Raw genomic sequence first — 15,091 nt, forward strand, 5'->3', positions numbered from 1 at the left:
TCACCGACCGTGGTCTTTTCGCCGCAGCGCAGCAAAAAGTACAGGGCAAATGATCAACTGGCTTCGCGCAACTCTTCTGCTTGGCGGAGATCGACGGAGACCAGTTGGGACACACCCTGTTCGGCCATGGTCACGCCGAACAACCGGTCCATGCGCGCCATCGTGATCGGATTGTGGGTGATGATGACGAACCGCGTTTCGGTTTCCTTGGCCATCTCGTCCATCAGATTGCAGAAACGCTCGACATTGTGGTCATCGAGCGGCGCGTCAACTTCATCGAGAACACAGATCGGAGCCGGGTTGGTCAGGAACACGGCAAAGATCAGCGCCATCGCGGTCAGCGCCTGCTCGCCGCCTGAAAGCAGCGTCATGGTCTGCGGCTTCTTGCCGGGCGGTCGCGCGAGGATCTCGAGACCCGCTTCCAACGGATCGTCGCTCTCGATCAGTTGCAGATCGGCCGTGCCGCCGCCGAACAGATGCGTGAACAACCGCTTGAAATGCGCGTTGACCACGTCGAAGGCTGCCAGCAGGCGTTCGCGTCCTTCGCGGTTGAGGCTGGCGATCGCGGAACGCAACTCGCGGATCGCCTCGACGACATCGTCGCGCTCCGTGACCAGCGATTCCAGCCGCTCGATCAGTTCGGTTTGCTCTTCCTCGGCCCGCAGGTTCACGGCCCCAAGCCGCTCGCGTTCGATCTTCAGCTTCTCAAGCCTGCGCTCGATTGCTGCAACATCGGGCAATGGGTCGTCGGCCGCGAGGCCAGTCTGCTCGAATGCCGCATGCGGCGGGCAATTGAGCAGTTCGCGGATCCGCGCCTCGATCTCACTGCGCCGTTCAGTCGCCGCGGTCAGGCGCTCTTCAGCGCGCACCCGTTCCTCGCGCGCGCCCGACAGTGCGGTGATCGCATCGGTCGCGGCCTTGTCCGTCTCGCGGGACGCAGTTTCGGCGAGTGCCAGCTTGTCACCGGCTTCCTTGCGCGCCTGTTCGGCGGTTTCGATGTCACGCACCAACTGGCGGCGGCGTGTCGGCATCTCGTCCGGCGTCTCGTCCTGCGCGGCCAGTTCCTGCGTCGCCTGCTGCTGGCGTTCGGCGAGCACTGCTATTTGACTTTCGGCGTTTTTTGCGCGCGCAATCCAGTTTTCGCGTTCGCCCTTCAATGCCGCAAGACGGCGCTGCCGGACTTCGCGCTCGCGCAGCAGCGACTGGTGATTGGCGCGCGCCTCGGTCAGCGCCGCGCGTTCTGTGACAACGACGGCGCCCTGCTTGTCCGCCGCATCGTCCAGCGACGACAGATCGGGCTCGGCCGCGAGCGCCGTTTCGGCCTCGGCGAGAACGCCGCTTGTTTCCGCAAGATCGGACGTGGCGCGTTCGAGGCTCTCGTCGAGCACCGCCTTGCGCTTCGACAATTCACCGGTGGCCCGTTCCGCCGCCGCCAGTGCCTCGCGCGCGGTACGAGCCTGCGCCTGGGCGTCTTTCAGGCCATCGCGCGTGGCGCGTTCGGCTTGTACGGCTGCTTCCGTCGCGGCTTTGGCCTCGTTCACGATCGTTTCACAGGCTCGCACCGCCTTGGTCGCCTCGACGATTTCGGCGTCAAGCTCCAACAGGCGGTTCTTCTGCGCCAAACGCTGAGCGGCCGGTGTCGGTGCATCGGCGCGCGCGGTGTAGCCGTCCCAGCGCCACAGCGCACCGTCGCGCGTCACCAGGCGTTGCCCCGGCAACAGCGCCGCCTGCATTTCCGCGCCGGTCTGCTCATCGGGCACAACACCGATCTGCCGCAGGCGGCGCGAAAGCGCGTCCGGCGCCTTGACGTGTTCAGTCAGCGCCGTGGCGCCAGCCGGCAGCGCCGGGTCGCCTTCCGATCCGCCGGTTGCGGCCCAGTAGGCCGGCGCGCTCGGATCGAGCGGCAGGTCGAGATCATCGCCAAGCGCAGCGCCGAGCGCCGTTTCGTATCCTTTCGAGACCCGTATCTTGTCGACGACTGCCGGGAACAGATCGCCACCAGCGCTGTTCAACATTTTCGACAGCGTCTGGGCTTCAGCCTCCAGACGGTTCGACAATTCCCGCGCCTCGACAAGACCGGGTTGGGCGGCAGTTTCCTCGGCACGTTTTCCGACCAGCTTCTGCTCGGCTTCGGCCACCTTTTCTTCTGCGGCGGACACGGCCTTCTCTGCATCGTCAAGCAGCGAGCGCTTTTCGGCGGGATCGGCAAGCGACCGGATTCGTTCCTCGATTTCGGTACGTTCGTCGGCAAGACGCTTTTCCTGCGCGGTGAGGCGCTCGGCACGCTCGCGCGTTTCGCGTATGCGGCGCTCCAGTTGGGTGCGTAATGCGCCGGCCTCCGCGCGCTCGGCGGTCAGTTGCGAGAGCGCCGTCTCGCTTGCCTGCAAGGCGGTTTCGGCAGCTTCGAAAAGGCGTTTGAGCTCCGCCTCGCGCTCGCCGGTGCTGGCTTCCTCCTCCGTCAGTTCAGCCTGTTCGGTCTCGATGCGGGCGATCGCCTCGGCGTTCTCCGCCTTCATCGCTTCCTCACGCGCAATGTCGGCTGTGAGCTGCGCGATGCGGCCTTCCAGTTCCTCGTGGCGAGCCTTCTGGCGGCGGGCGTCCTCGTCGAGCTGGTTGAGCGCGATGGTCAGACGCTGCAGGGCGGCGGCGGCCGCGGCTTCGGCCTCGCGCAGTTCCGGCAGCTTGTGCTGCGCGACGGCCTGCAGCTTGGCTGCCTCCATCTGCAACTGCGCCCGCTCGCCGACCACTGCCGTCGCCTTGGCCAACGCCGACTGCGCCTCGCCCTCCTGCGCCTTGGCGAGCGACCAGCGCAAATGCAGCACTGTCGCCTCGGCCTGGCGAATATCGCGCGACAGGTTCTTGAACCGGTTGGCCTGACGCGCCTGGCGCTTCAGGCTCTCGATCTGGCCCTGCAATTCCGCGACCACGTCCTCAAGCCGCTCAAGATTGGTTTCCGCGCCGCGCAGGCGCAGTTCGGCGTCATGGCGGCGCGAATGCAAACCGGAGATGCCGGCCGCTTCTTCCAGCAGGGCCCGGCGGGCCTGGGGCTTGGCCTGGATCAGTTCGCCAATGCGGCCCTGACCGACCATGGACGGTGAACGCGCGCCGGTCGATTGATCGGCAAACAGCAACTGCACGTCCTTGGCACGGGCGTCCTTGCTGTTGATCTTGTAGGCCGAACCCGCCTCGCGCTCGATGCGACGGGTGACCTGCAATTTGTCGTCATCATTGAAGGAGGCCGGCGCTGAGCGGTCGGTGTTGTCGAGGAACAGCGAAACTTCCGCCGTGTTGCGCGACGGGCGCGTGCCGGAGCCCGAAAAGATGACGTCGTCCATGCCGGACGCGCGCATGTTCTTGTAGGAGGATTCCCCCATCACCCAGCGCAGCGCCTCGACAAGGTTGGACTTGCCGCAGCCATTCGGCCCGACCACGCCGGTCAGACCGCCCTCGATGATGAATTCGGTCGGCTCCACGAACGATTTGAAGCCGAGCAGGCGCAGCTTCTCAAACCGCATCGCCGCACCCAAACACCGGAGCCGGCGCGCACATGCGCGCCGTCAAGGCGGTCGCCTTACAGCAACGTCTCGAAAATGGCCGACATCTGTTCAACCGTCAGGGCCCCGGAATACTTCTTCCCATTGATGAAGAACGTCGGGGTGGCTGTGACGCCAAACTCTGCCGCACCGCGCTCCTGTACGGCGTTGATGTCATCCAGAAGCTTCTGGTTGGTCAAGCAGGCTTCGAAGCTCTCTTGTGTAAAACCCGCCAGTTTGGCGAGGTTCTGCAACGGCGGGCGTGCGTCCGGGACGCGCGCCCACGATCCCTGCTGCTTGAACAGCACATCGACCATCTCGAAATATTTTCCGCCGGGCGCGCAGCGGGCCAGCATGAAAGCGGCGCGGGCGCGCGGATCGAACGGGAACTCGCGGATGATAAAACGCACCTTGCCGGTGTCGACATAGTCGCGCTTGATCGTCGGCCAGGTGTCGGTGTGAAAGTTGGCGCAATGGCCGCAGGTCATGGATGCGTATTCGACCACGGTGATCGGCGCATCGGCGGCGCCCTTGACCTGTTCTTCGAGCGGACCTTCGGCGAGCAGCCTGCCCATGTCGACCGAACCGGCCGGCGACGGCGCCTGGGCAAGGGCCGGCAGTGGCAGTGTCACCGTGGCAGCGGCAATGGCGGTGGAGGCGAGCGCGGCGCGGCGGGTCAGAAGGGTGTGTGTCATTTCCATTGCATCCAGTTTGAATAGCGTTCAGCGGGATATACGTCATCGAACGTGACAGGACCATGGTCCTTGTGACCTGAACGGGCGATGAACTTCACCTTCGCGTGAACACCCGACACAAATCGCGTGTCATGGCGAGACATGCAGCACGATCTGGCGGCGATGCGGGCTGTCGCGATGCTCGAACAGGTAAAGCCCTTGCCAGGTGCCAAGCGCCAGCCTTCCGCGCGATACGGGAATGGAAATCGAGGTCTGGGTCAGCGCGGCCTTGATATGGGCCGGCATGTCGTCCGGCCCCTCCAGCGTATGCGTCACCCAGCCCATCGCAGGATCGTTGGACGGCGGCACCAGCCGGCGGAAGAAGGCCCGCAGGTCGCGGCGCACATCCGGGTCGGCGTTTTCCTGGATGACCAGGGAGCACGAGGTATGGCGCACGAACACGGTCATCAGCGCGTCGCCTGTCACGGTCTCGCCGGCAAAAGCGGCTGCCTGGTCGGTGAATTCGTAGAGCCCCTGCCCCGCCGTATCCATGGTGATCGTGCGTTGCGGCATCCAGCACTTCCTTTGCAGCAGTTTAGCGGTGCGAGAATTACTGAAGATCTTTCAAATTCGGTGACAACCGTCAACGACAGAACAGGACTTTCATGCAACGCTTTTTCTTTGACCGACAAGGAAGGGCGCGTGCATGCCAGAGTACAAGCTTGTCGACGTGGCCGAGCGGCCATACCTCTATGCCGAGCACAAATGCGCGATGAACCCCGCCGTGATCGACGCGACCATGGGCCGGGCATTTGCCGACGTGCACAACTTCATGAACGACAACGGCCTTGAGGCGGAAGGCGATCCGCTGATGGTCTATTACAGCCACGATCCGAAACCATTGCATTTCGCGCCGGATTCTTCGTGTCGCCGGACGATGCCACAAAAGCGGCCGGTAGTGTGCGCGCCGACCGGACGCCGGCCGGCAAGGTCGTCCACTATACCCATGTCGGTCCCTACAAGCGGCTTTCGGAAAGCTATCACAAGATGATGGGATGGGTGCGCATGGAAGGGCTGCGGCTGGCGGTGCCGACCTGGGAGGTCTATGTCGACGATCCCGACACAACGCCGGAAAAGGAACTGCGCACGGAGGTCTATGTCGCGGTGTCCTGAGGCGGCGACACGGGTGCTTGCGGGAAGGCGATGCCCGCCTCGCCCGGCTGCCACACGGCGAATTTCGGCATGACGGCGGCAAACTCCGCCGACGCCAGAAACGCCTCCAGCCAGCGCGCCAGCGGCGCAGCGCTTTTTGCGGCTTCGGCATCGAAGCGCGGCTTGTCGATGAAGGCGAACTGGCGCACGAAGGGCAGCAGCGCCATGTCGGCGAGCGCCGGCCGCGCGCCGAACAGATGCCCGCCGCTCTCCACGATTTGCCGCGACAGACCCTCCAGAAAGGCAAAGCCCGACCGCCATGCCGCGTCCGGATCGGCGCCGGGATAGCGGTTGGGGTATTTGGCGCGGTCGAGATCGCGCTTGAAACCGGCATCCGCCGCGCCGATCAGGGCGAGCATGTCGTCCAGGCCGCCGGTCTCCGGCGTCAGCCAGCCCTGCGGATCGGCGGTCGCAAGCACATGCAACATGATATCGAGGCTCTCGTCGAGGACGCTGCCATCGGCCAGCCGCATCGCGGGGACGGTGGCGCTGGGCGAGGTGTCGAGAAAGGCCTGCGGCTTGTCGCGCAGCACGATCTCGCGCAGTTCGACGGCAAGGCCGGACACCTGCACCGCAAGCCGCGCCCGGATCGCATAGGGACAGCGCCGGAACGAATAGAAGACGGGGAGCGCTCCGTTTTTCTGTTTCATTTCTGTTGGTTGCGACATTTGCATGAGACCGAGTTGCAGCGGCAGGACCGGGAGTATCGCCTTGCCTAGCGCCAAACCGCGAATTGGGGAAGGCGCAGGAAGGGCCTGTCTCTCCCCTCGCGGGAGAGAAAGCAAAAACCTGGGCTTGGTGAAGCCAAGTCCTTGGTTTTTGCAAGTGAGGGGCAAAAGCGTCCATGCCGGAAAGCCGGTCGCTCCTGTTGACCATCGCGAGCCCCTCTCTGGTGATTTCCAAGGACTTAGCAGGCTAAGCCCGGGATATCACTTTCTCCCCCGCAAGGGGGAGATATGGGCGCGCGTCACCAACACCGCGCCCCATTTCTCAAGACCGGATTGCTGAAAAGTTGGAAGACGGGCGGTCAAAGCATCGCAACGTCTTTTGAGTATAGCGATCCTCGGACCGCCCGCTCGGTGGTCTTGCAGCTTCGGTCGGCGGCCCGGAACTCTGTCCGGGAAAACAAGACTGCGCGCGCCGCTTCATGCCGCCCTGCCGTGGGGGTTCATCACCCAGGTGAGTGACCTGACACCGCCACAGGCCCTTCACTTTCGATCCGGGCGTTCGTCGTTCCGATCGGCAGATCGCTGCCGATTGGCCGACCTGCGGGCGAGCACTCCTCACCCCAGCAGGCACCGTCCCTCTTCCGGGTGGTCGGTTCTAGACCCGGCTTCCAAAAGAAGGCGGGACAATCATAAGAGAGGCTTCGATGCGTTGCACAAGTTTTGCGGCGCGCGTGGACTATGCGATTGAATTCGTTGGAGAAACGCCAAATTGCGTTAAAAACTTGTGCAACGGGTGCGGTTGCCTATCTCCCCCCTTGCGGGGGAGAAAGCAAAAACCTGGGCTTGGGGAAGCCAAGTCCTTGGTTTTTGCCAGAGAGGGGCTTGCGTCACCGGATGCGTGCGCAGTGTTCTGCACCTCCAGCTCATTTGCCCCTCTCTTGCGATTTCTAGCACTTAGCCTGCGGCTAAGTCGCTGAAATCGCTTTCTCCCCCGCACGGGGGGAGATCAGCCGCCGCTTCATGCCGCCCCGGCTTGGGGGTTCATCACCCAGCAACACACCTCTGTGTCACCAACCGGGCACCGTCCCTCTCCCTGTGAGCCGGTGTGCACCCAGACTTCCGTGAGAAGGCGGGAGTGATTGTAAGGGAGGGTTTGGGGGCGGTGGATACGTTTTTCGGGAAAAGCCGGATCTCCGGTATTGGCGGCGGAATCTGTCCAAAGGCAGGGCCTAGCTGCTCCCTTGCGGGGAGAGAGATTGGCGCACGTCACCCCTCGCCCTCTTCCTTCTTGTCGGGCTTTGGCAGATCGAGCAGCGAACCGCTGGTGGCCGGCATGATCTGCGCCAGCCATTTGACGGCTTCGGTGTCGATGGCCTCCGGCATCCAGCCCTTCGGCCGCGATTCGCCCGCCGGGAATTGCATGAGGACGAGCTTCATGGCCCACGGATTGTCGCGGATGATCGCCGCATGGGCCGCAAACATCTTCTCATCGTCGCTCGCCGCCGGTTTTTCCGGATCGGCCAGCCATCCAGCACGCGCGGATGCTTGGTCAGCGTGTACCAGCTCTGCGGCCATTCGGTCATCAGCACGGTCCAGCGGGCCAGCTGCTGCCATTTCGGATTGCCGGCGCGCGGGCGAAAATCGTCCACCCGCAGGCGCGCGACCTGCTGCAGGATGGTGATCGCGTTGATGATGCGCTTGATCTGGCGCGGATTGGCCGGCAGCAGCGGCGCCAGGCCGACAAGCATGTGGCCGGTCTCCTTCTCCACCGACTTGTCGGTTGCCGCCACCTTGACAAGACGGGCGGTCAAGTCGGTTGCAAAGGCCACTTTCTCAGTCTCGCCGGCATCGGAATTTGCGACCTGCTCGATCAGGGTCTCGGCCTTGGCCTCGCGTTCGGCGAAGTTGCCGGTGCCGAGGATTTCCTCGATATCGGCGGTGCCGGCATCCAGTGCGGCGCGGGCCTGCAGGTTGCGCAGCACGGTTTCGGCCGCGCCTTCCAGCGGTTTAGCGGCGGCTCCCTCCCTGCTCTTCAGGATCGCACGGGTGAAATCGCCGCGCCGCTTGAGGTCCATCTCCGGCAGCACGAAGGACATCTGGATCGCCTTTTCCACGAAACGCCCGCCAAACGAGTGTTCCGGCCCGACATCGATGGCTGCCATGGCCTTGTGCGCCTCCGCGAAAGCCTTTTCGATCCAGTCGCGGTCGCCGAGCAGCAAATAGACGATGCGCGGCGACACCATGACGGTCTGCATGCCCCGGATCAGGGCGACGACATAATCATGGTCACAGCGGTCGAGATCGTCGACCACCACGACGACCGGACGCCGGAAGCGCCTGATGGTGCGCGCGAAATGCTTGCGGAACCGCTCCAGCGGATCGCCGGAGCCCATGGAATAGTTCTTCGCCGCATCCGGCGTACCGGGCAGCAGGCTGGCGGTGACCGCCGAGACGGATTTCCAGACCGCGCCGGCCGCGGTGAGCAGAAAAGCGATGAAGCCGAGCAGGCCAGCCGTACCGGACCCGTCCGAAGCGGCGGGCTCCGGTTTCGCGGCGTTGATATTGGGTCCGCTGGCCGACACGGCGAGTTTCGTGCCGAGAAACTCCAGCTCGCCGGAGAGCGCCGGGGGCGTCTTTGCCGGCTCGGCCCTGGTCACACTGGCGGGGCTGGCGAAGACGAGCTTGCCGTTCTTGACCGAGAACAGGCCCGACCAGATGATTAGCACAGCAACGAGGATGGCGGCTGCCGCAATCGCCACATTCTGGACGGCGGCGGGCGTCCAGAAGCGCCACCAGCGCTCGCCGACAAAGCCGGACACGGCGCGCTCGATGCGCTGGCCGGCAGTCGGATAGGCATGATCCTCATGCGGTTCGACCAGTTCGACCGGATTACCCGCGCTGTCGGTCTCGCCCGACACGCGCTGGTTGGTTTCGTGGACCAGCGCCTCCATGCATTGCGTGCGGATGGTCTCGGCGAACACCCACCAGGGCGGATCGACATGTTCGTGCTTCCAGGCGTTGAAATGCACGACCAGCCAGGGCCGCCGGTAATTGTCGACCCAGGACTTGTCCTCGCCGAGCTTCAAATCGTTCAGCCAGGCCGGGACCGGGGCGGGATCGCGCCAGGGATTGAGGATGCGGGTGATGTAACCGGCGAAATTGGTCTTGCCGCCGCCCCAGGGGGCATCGAGATGGACAACGAAACCGGTTTCCAGCGTGCTGTCCCAGCGCCGCGCGGCGCGCCCGGTCCAAAGTCGCGACAGGAAGAAACGGCCATGCGCCGGTTCGGTGTCCGGATTCTGCGAATCCCATATCTGGTTGATGCGGCCGGCCAATTGATGGGCAATCGGCGCGCGGCCGAGATAGTCGACCATCGCGTCGGGATGATCGGACAGGAAATCGGCCTCGGTGTCGCGGTTGTTCGGCGGCGGTGGTGGCGACGGCGGGTTTGGCGGTGGCGATGGCGGGTTGTCGTCATCGCGTTTGTCGTCATCGGATTTGGCTTCGCCGTCCTCTCCGGTCCCGCCGCCCTCCCCGGCGTCGCCATTCTCCGCGGCTTCACCCTTCGCCCGCGCCTCGGCCGCCTTCTCGTCGAGTTGGCGAATGCCGTCCTCCAGCACTTCCGAGGTCGTCGCCAGTTTGTCGGCGACGTCTTTGGCCATCTGCTGCGGCGTTTCCGCGGTCGGTGGCTCTTCTTCCGCCCAATAGACCGGCGCCTCTCCCCTCGTGATCCGTTCGACATCCTCCATCACCGCCATTGCCGACCGTTCGTCGGTGACGGTCCAGAAACCGTCCGGCTGCAGGGCGATTTCGACATCGATGCGCTCGGCCCACAGGCTGCGGGGCGCGGCATCTGGTTCATTCGGCAGGATGGCGCGGTACCAGTCGGCGATCAGGCCGAAGGGCGACTTGCCGAGCTCGCCAGAGACGAAGCGATCAAGCGGCTGGCGTGCCCAGTCCGGCATGTTGGGCAGGTTCGGGTCTTCGCTGATTGTGTTCAGCCACAGCGGCTGGCCGATCAGCGCGCCATCATTGGCTTCCAGCCAGTGGCAGTCCCCGGAGATTGAGTCCCCTATGGCGGCGGCGGCGGTGGCGGCGTCGGAGGTGGCGGTGGCGGCGTCGGAGGTGGCGGTGGCGGCTCTGGCAGCGTCGTCGTCGGCGGCGGCGGCGGCGGTAGCGGCGGCGGAAGCGGTTCTGGCAGCTACTCTGGCGGCGAAGGCGGCTTTGCCGGTGTCGGAGGCGGCTCTGGCGGCGGCATCGGCGGCAGTAGTGGCGACTCTGGCGGCGGCGTACGCCTTAATATTGGCCGGATATTTGCGGGCAGCCCATGATATGACCGTCGCCCGGAATGTCTGGAGGATCAAGCCCTGCTTGAGCGGTTGGACAATGGCCTCGTCCGGAACGTCCAGCACCGTGAACACCAGGGGAAAGACGCGCAGCGCGGCACGGGCCGCGATCGCGCGCGCCCAGTCCGGCTCCTTGCCGTCGAGCCATTCGGCAAACTGTTCTCTTGACTTGATGTCCGGTACGGCTGTGGCCATGCGCCTGCCCTCCCGGCCAAACTGTCGCAAAGGAAGGGCGGGCGGGCAAGCGCAAGGTTTCGCAGTCCATGTCGCGCCGTCCATGCCGCTTGATCAGTGAAAACCGGGGAAGACGGGCGTGCGAACTGGAAACACCGGCCGCCGCGTGGGATGAAACGTGATGGTCAAACTCGAGGAAAGCTGGTTGACGCCGCTTCAAGGCGAATTCGACGCGCCCTACATGGCCGAGCTGAAACAATTCCTTCTTACCGAGAAACAGGCCGGCAAGCGCATCTTCCCGCCGGGCGGCGAATGGTTCCACGCGCTCGATGCAACGCCGCTCGATGCCGTGCGCGCGGTGATCATCGGCCAGGACCCCTATCACGGCCCCGGCCAGGCGCATGGCCTGTGCTTTTCGGTGCGGCCCGGCGTGCGCATTCCTCCGTCGCTGGTCAACATCTACAAGGAAATGAAGGCCGATCTCGGCATCGAGCCGCCGGACCACGGCAATCTGGAACACTGGGCGCAACAGGGCGTGCTGCTGCTCAACGCGGTTCTGACCGTGGAGGCGCACCGCGCCGCTTCGCACCAGGGCAAGGGCTGGGAGCGGTTCACCGACGCGGTGATCAGGCTGGTCAACGACCGCGACCGGCCGGCGGTGTTCATATTGTGGGGCGCCTATGCGCAGAAGAAGGCGGCCTTCGTCGACACGGCGCGGCATTGCGTGATCAAGTCGCCGCATCCCTCGCCATTTTCGGCCAATAACGGCTTCTTCGGCTCCCGGCCGTTCTCGCGGGCCAATGATTTCCTGCAATCGCAGGGGCTGGAGCCGATCGACTGGCGGCTGCCGGCGGCGGCGTGAGCCTTTTCGCGGCGGCGCGGGTCAGAAGCCCGGGAAGCCCCGGCTCCGCCACTGGTCGCGCGGCACCGGCGCGCCGACATCGAATGCAAACGAGACGACACGGGTCGCGCCATCGTCGATTGCGCAGCGGAAACGCAAATCGTACCACTGGCCGGCGGCGCGAAACGCGCCCCTGCGCACCTCCATCACGGTGCCGGTCGGCAGCCGGTAGGACGGCAGCAGGTCGGGCCGGTAAGGCGGCGTGGCGCGGCGCAGTTGTTCGCGCAGTTCGGTGGCGCAGAGTTCGCCAGCGCGCATATCGCGCGGCAGGCCTGCAATGGCGACCTGCGCGGCTGCGCTGCCCGTCGCAAATTGCGAATAGAGCCTGCGCGCCTCGGTCAGTTCGTCGGGCGGTTCGGCGGGGAGCGCGGCTTCGCCCACCTCCGGCTCCTCGGGCTCGGGCGGCAAGGTCTCGGCGGGCGTTTCGGCTTCCGCCGACGCGGCACCGTCATCCGCCTCGCGCGGGCCGGCATTCTCCTCGCCGAACTCGAAGACCGGGCGCAAGCACGGGGATCGGCGGCGTCTCGACCGCCGGCGCTTCGGCTTCGGCCTCGCCGGGCGGCGGCGGGGCCTCGTTGCGAGCTGCTCTTCTTCGACCTGCTCTTGCGTTGGCTCCTCGGCCTCCTCTTCCTGGGCAACCTCTTCAGGCTCCGGCGGCGGTACGATCTCGACGACAATGGTTTCGGGTTCGTCCGGCGCGAATTCCGGCAGCGGCAGGCCGAAGATCAGGAGCAGGAAAACGAGCGCGTGCGCGGCGACCGAGGCGAGAACGCCCCAGCCAAGCCTCGGTCTTTTCGGTTCGAGTGCCTGCCGCATAACGCGATTCCTACACGCGCTTCTACGCGGAATGAAATCAAACCGGCGTCAGCGAGAGGCGTCCGGAATTGCGCGGGCCACCGCTCCCGTCAGTTGCGCCACCACCCGGTCATGTCTCGCAATCGTCCTCGGATATTCCGGTGTCGCATTTTTGGATGGCGCGCAGTCCGATGGCGCAGAGATCACGCCGCGCTTTGGCGCAGGCGGCCTTGCGCGGCCATTTCGCGGTAAAGGGCGATGGAGTCGACATCGAAGCCATTCGGCCAGGTCAACACGCCGTTGGAGAGGAAAGCTCCCGCGAGATAGGCCGGATCGCCGAGCGGCGCTGCCATAGCGCCCACGCCGTCGAGCACCCAGGAAAAGTCAGCCTCGCCTTCCTCGCCGGTCGAAAACCGGACGAACAATGCATGACCCTCGCGTGGTTCGACACCTGTCACCTTGACGATATCGATCATTCGACGTCGGCTCCCGGCACCTGATTGAGTTGCTGGTGCAGTCTGCCACGCTCCCAATTGTCCAGCAAGGCAGGACGCCGCGCCTCGATCCCGTCGGTCACGATGCGCTCGGCTTTCGACGGCAATCCGCCGCCAATGACCGCGCCGCTTCCGATATCGAACAGCGCTTCGCGACCTTGATAGAATGCGTGGAGATGCGGCGGATTGTGATCGCGCCAGTACATCTGAATGACAATGCCGAAGAATATCGAAATCGTCGGCATCGCCTCTCCCTAACTATCCAGGAAGCTCCGCAGCTTCCGCGAGCGGCTCGGATGCTTGAGCTTTCTGAGCGCCTTGGCCTCGATCTGGCGGATACGTTCGCGGGTGACCGAGAACTGCTGGCCGACTTCTTCGAGCGTGTGGTCGGTGTTCATGCCGATGCCGAAGCGCATGCGCAGCACGCGTTCCTCGCGCGGCGTCAGCGAGGCGAGCACGCGGGTCGTCGTCTCGCGCAGATTGGCCTGGATGGCCGCATCGATCGGCAGGACGGCGTTCTTGTCCTCGATGAAATCGCCGAGATGCGAATCCTCCTCGTCGCCGACCGGCGTTTCGAGCGAGATCGGCTCCTTGGCGATTTTCAGAACCTTGCGGACTTTCTCAAGCGGCATGGCGAGCTTTTCGGAAAGTTCCTCCGGCGTCGGCTCGCGGCCGATCTCGTGCAGCATCTGGCGCGAGGTGCGGACGATCTTGTTGATCGTCTCGATCATGTGGACCGGGATGCGGATGGTGCGCGCCTGGTCGGCGATCGAGCGGGTGATCGCCTGGCGGATCCACCATGTCGCATAGGTGGAGAACTTGTAGCCGCGGCGATACTCGAACTTGTCGACCGCCTTCATCAGGCCGATATTGCCTTCCTGGATCAGGTCGAGGAACTGCAGCCCGCGATTGGTGTATTTCTTGGCGATCGAGATGACGAGCCGCAGATTGGCCTCGACCATCTCCTTCTTGGCGATGCGCGCCTCGCGTTCGCCCTTCTGCACCTGGTTGACGATCTTGCGGAATTCCGCGACCGAGATGCCGGTTTCCGTCGAAAGTTCCTGGATTTCCGAACGCAACTCGTCGATGGCCGCCATTTCCTTGGCGAATTCGCGCCAGCCGCGCGCCGACAGGCCGCCGACACGGTCGGTCCAGTTCGGATCGAGCTCGGAGCCGTGATATTCGCGCAGGAATTCGTCGCGCGACACGCCATAGCTTTCGGCCAGGCGCAGCAGGCGGCCCTCGTTTTGCACCAGGCGCTTGTTGATCGAGTAGAGCTGTTCGACCAGCGATTCGATGCGCTGGTTGTTGAGCGACAGCGACTTGACCTCGGTGATCAGCTCGTCCTTGAGCTGCTTGAGGCGCTTTTGCTGCGACGGCGACAGCGCTTCCGACGAGCCGTCGGTCAGCGAGCTTTCGACATGCTGGTCCTGCAGCTTGCGCAGCTTGGCATAGGTCGAGGCGATGGCGTCCAGCGTCTCCATGACGCCGGGGCGCAGTTCGGCCTCCATGGCGGCGAGCGACAGATTGACCTCGTCCTCGTCGTCGTCCTCTTCCTCGGGCTGCCCCTCCCCGCCGACATTGGTGATGTCGTCGTCGCGGCGGCGCGGCTGACGCAGCGCGCGTTCCTTTTCCTCGCGCTCCTTCTTGGCCTGCTCGATCTCTTCGGGCGTCGGCACCTTGGGCGCCTGCTTGGCCTCCGGGCCGGCATAGGTCGCCTCGAGATCGATGATGTCGCGCAGAAGAATGTTGGCTTCGTTCAGTTCCTCGCGCCAGATGATGATCGCCTGGAAGGTCAGCGGGCTTTCGCACAGGCCGGCGATCATCGTCTCGCGGCCGGCCTCGATGCGCTTGGCAATGGCGATCTCGCCCTCGCGCGACAGCAGTTCGACAGTGCCCATCTCGCGCAGATACATGCGCACGGGATCGTCGGTGCGGTCGGTCGGCTCTTTCTTCTTGGCGGTGGTGGCGACCGCGCTGCCGGAGGTGGTCGCGACCTCGGTGGAGGCGCTTTCCTCGGCTTCGTTGTCGTTGTCGCTCTCAACCTCGTCGTCCTCGACGACATTGATGCCCATTTCGGAGAGCGCCGACATCGTGTCTTCGATCTGCTCGGAGGTCACTTCCGCCGACGGCAGCACCGCATTGAGTTCGTCCATGGTAACGTAGCCGCGCTTCTTGGCGACGCGCAGCAGCTTCTTGACGCTATCGGCGGTCAGATCGAGAAGCGGTCCGTCGGCGGATTGCTCGGGCGCGCTCTCGGCTTCCGTTTTTTCTTTTGTCTTCGTTGCCATCAG

General features: G+C 64.6%; 12 protein-coding genes. 2 read left to right on the forward strand and 10 right to left on the reverse strand.

Features of this window, described 5'->3' with window-relative positions; translation table 11 throughout:
* Nucleotides 1-53 precede the first annotated feature (53 nt).
* The 3 genes from smc to ACO06R_RS17025 all read right to left on the reverse strand — a co-directional run bounded on the left by smc (nt 54) and on the right by ACO06R_RS17025 (nt 4,780).
* The gene (gene smc / locus ACO06R_RS17015) at nt 54-3,515 is read right to left on the reverse strand and encodes a chromosome segregation protein SMC (protein ID WP_421852751.1); all 3,462 of its coding nucleotides are present in this window, start codon (nt 3,513-3,515) and stop codon (nt 54-56) included.
* 56 nt (nt 3,516-3,571) lie between these two features.
* Nucleotides 3,572-4,234 carry a DsbA family protein gene (locus ACO06R_RS17020; RefSeq protein ID WP_421852754.1) on the reverse strand — a complete coding sequence of 221 codons (663 nt, stop codon included), beginning with the start codon at nt 4,232-4,234 and terminating at the stop codon, nt 3,572-3,574.
* Nucleotides 4,235-4,357: 123 nt separating this feature from the next.
* Entirely contained in the window at nt 4,358-4,780 is a 423-nt protein-coding gene (locus tag ACO06R_RS17025) for a secondary thiamine-phosphate synthase enzyme YjbQ (protein WP_421852757.1), read from the reverse strand.
* A gap of 351 nt (nt 4,781-5,131) precedes the next feature.
* On the opposite strand from ACO06R_RS17025, the gene ACO06R_RS17030 reads away from it, so the two are divergent.
* On the forward strand, nt 5,132-5,380 hold the full coding sequence (locus tag ACO06R_RS17030) for a GyrI-like domain-containing protein (RefSeq protein ID WP_421852760.1): 249 nt from the start codon (nt 5,132-5,134) through the stop codon (nt 5,378-5,380).
* Here ACO06R_RS17030 and ACO06R_RS17035 read toward each other — a convergent pair.
* From ACO06R_RS17035 to ACO06R_RS17045, 3 genes are all read right to left on the reverse strand, one after another.
* Complete coding sequence (locus tag ACO06R_RS17035; protein ID WP_421852763.1) at nt 5,362-6,069, reverse strand: glutathione S-transferase N-terminal domain-containing protein; 708 nt, start codon at nt 6,067-6,069, stop codon at nt 5,362-5,364. The genes ACO06R_RS17030 and ACO06R_RS17035 overlap by 19 nt on opposite strands.
* 1,284 nt (nt 6,070-7,353) lie before the next feature.
* On the reverse strand, nt 7,354-7,569 hold the full coding sequence (locus ACO06R_RS17040) for a hypothetical protein (RefSeq protein WP_421852766.1): 216 nt from the start codon (nt 7,567-7,569) through the stop codon (nt 7,354-7,356).
* On the reverse strand, nt 7,521-10,628 hold the full coding sequence (locus tag ACO06R_RS17045) for a P-loop NTPase fold protein (protein ID WP_421852769.1): 3,108 nt from the start codon (nt 10,626-10,628) through the stop codon (nt 7,521-7,523). The genes ACO06R_RS17040 and ACO06R_RS17045 overlap by 49 nt, the downstream gene beginning before the upstream one ends.
* A 160-nt stretch (nt 10,629-10,788) precedes the next feature.
* Here ACO06R_RS17045 and ung point away from each other — a divergent pair, with 160 nt between their 5' ends.
* Nucleotides 10,789-11,469, forward strand: coding sequence for a uracil-DNA glycosylase (gene ung / locus ACO06R_RS17050; RefSeq protein ID WP_421859479.1), 681 nt, complete (start codon nt 10,789-10,791; stop codon nt 11,467-11,469).
* A 21-nt stretch (nt 11,470-11,490) separates the two neighbouring features.
* Here the strand turns inward: ung and ACO06R_RS17055 are convergent, their stop codons facing one another.
* The 4 genes from ACO06R_RS17055 to rpoD form a co-directional block, all read right to left on the reverse strand.
* Nucleotides 11,491-12,324 (reverse strand): DUF930 domain-containing protein, encoded by an 834-nt coding sequence (locus ACO06R_RS17055; RefSeq protein WP_421852772.1) that lies wholly within the window; start codon nt 12,322-12,324, stop codon nt 11,491-11,493.
* Between the two features lie 182 nt (nt 12,325-12,506).
* A complete protein-coding gene (locus ACO06R_RS17060; protein WP_421852775.1) occupies nt 12,507-12,779 on the reverse strand; it encodes a DUF2442 domain-containing protein in 273 nt (90 codons plus the stop codon).
* Entirely contained in the window at nt 12,776-13,042 is a 267-nt protein-coding gene (locus ACO06R_RS17065) for a DUF4160 domain-containing protein (RefSeq protein WP_421852778.1), read from the reverse strand. The genes ACO06R_RS17060 and ACO06R_RS17065 overlap by 4 nt, the downstream gene beginning before the upstream one ends.
* Before the next feature lie 9 nt (nt 13,043-13,051).
* Nucleotides 13,052-15,088, reverse strand: a complete 2,037-nt coding sequence (gene rpoD, locus ACO06R_RS17070) for an RNA polymerase sigma factor RpoD (RefSeq protein WP_421852781.1) — start codon at nt 15,086-15,088, stop codon at nt 13,052-13,054.
* Nucleotides 15,089-15,091 lie beyond the last annotated feature (3 nt).

This window comes from Oricola sp. (genome assembly GCF_965230365.1).
Taxonomy (GTDB): Bacteria; Pseudomonadota; Alphaproteobacteria; order Rhizobiales; family Rhizobiaceae; genus Oricola.

Bases quoted from the DNA above. Each gene is read 5' to 3' on its own strand.
- ACO06R_RS17040 (WP_421852766.1), bottom strand. From the start codon at position 7,569: ATGTTTGCGGCCCATGCGGCGATCATCCGCGACAATCCGTGGGCCATG.
- ACO06R_RS17025 (WP_421852757.1), bottom strand. From the start codon at position 4,780: ATGCCGCAACGCACGATCACCATGGATACGGCGGGGCAGGGGCTCTAC.
- ACO06R_RS17020 (WP_421852754.1), bottom strand. From the start codon at position 4,234: ATGGAAATGACACACACCCTTCTGACCCGCCGCGCCGCGCTCGCCTCC.
- ACO06R_RS17065 (WP_421852778.1), bottom strand. From the start codon at position 13,042: ATGCCGACGATTTCGATATTCTTCGGCATTGTCATTCAGATGTACTGG.
- ACO06R_RS17035 (WP_421852763.1), bottom strand. From the start codon at position 6,069: ATGAAACAGAAAAACGGAGCGCTCCCCGTCTTCTATTCGTTCCGGCGC.
- ung (WP_421859479.1), top strand. From the start codon at position 10,789: ATGGTCAAACTCGAGGAAAGCTGGTTGACGCCGCTTCAAGGCGAATTC.
- ACO06R_RS17045 (WP_421852769.1), bottom strand. From the start codon at position 10,628: ATGGCCACAGCCGTACCGGACATCAAGTCAAGAGAACAGTTTGCCGAA.
- ACO06R_RS17055 (WP_421852772.1), bottom strand. From the start codon at position 12,324: ATGCGGCAGGCACTCGAACCGAAAAGACCGAGGCTTGGCTGGGGCGTT.
- rpoD (WP_421852781.1), bottom strand. From the start codon at position 15,088: ATGGCAACGAAGACAAAAGAAAAAACGGAAGCCGAGAGCGCGCCCGAG.
- ACO06R_RS17060 (WP_421852775.1), bottom strand. From the start codon at position 12,779: ATGATCGATATCGTCAAGGTGACAGGTGTCGAACCACGCGAGGGTCAT.
- smc (WP_421852751.1), bottom strand. From the start codon at position 3,515: ATGCGGTTTGAGAAGCTGCGCCTGCTCGGCTTCAAATCGTTCGTGGAG.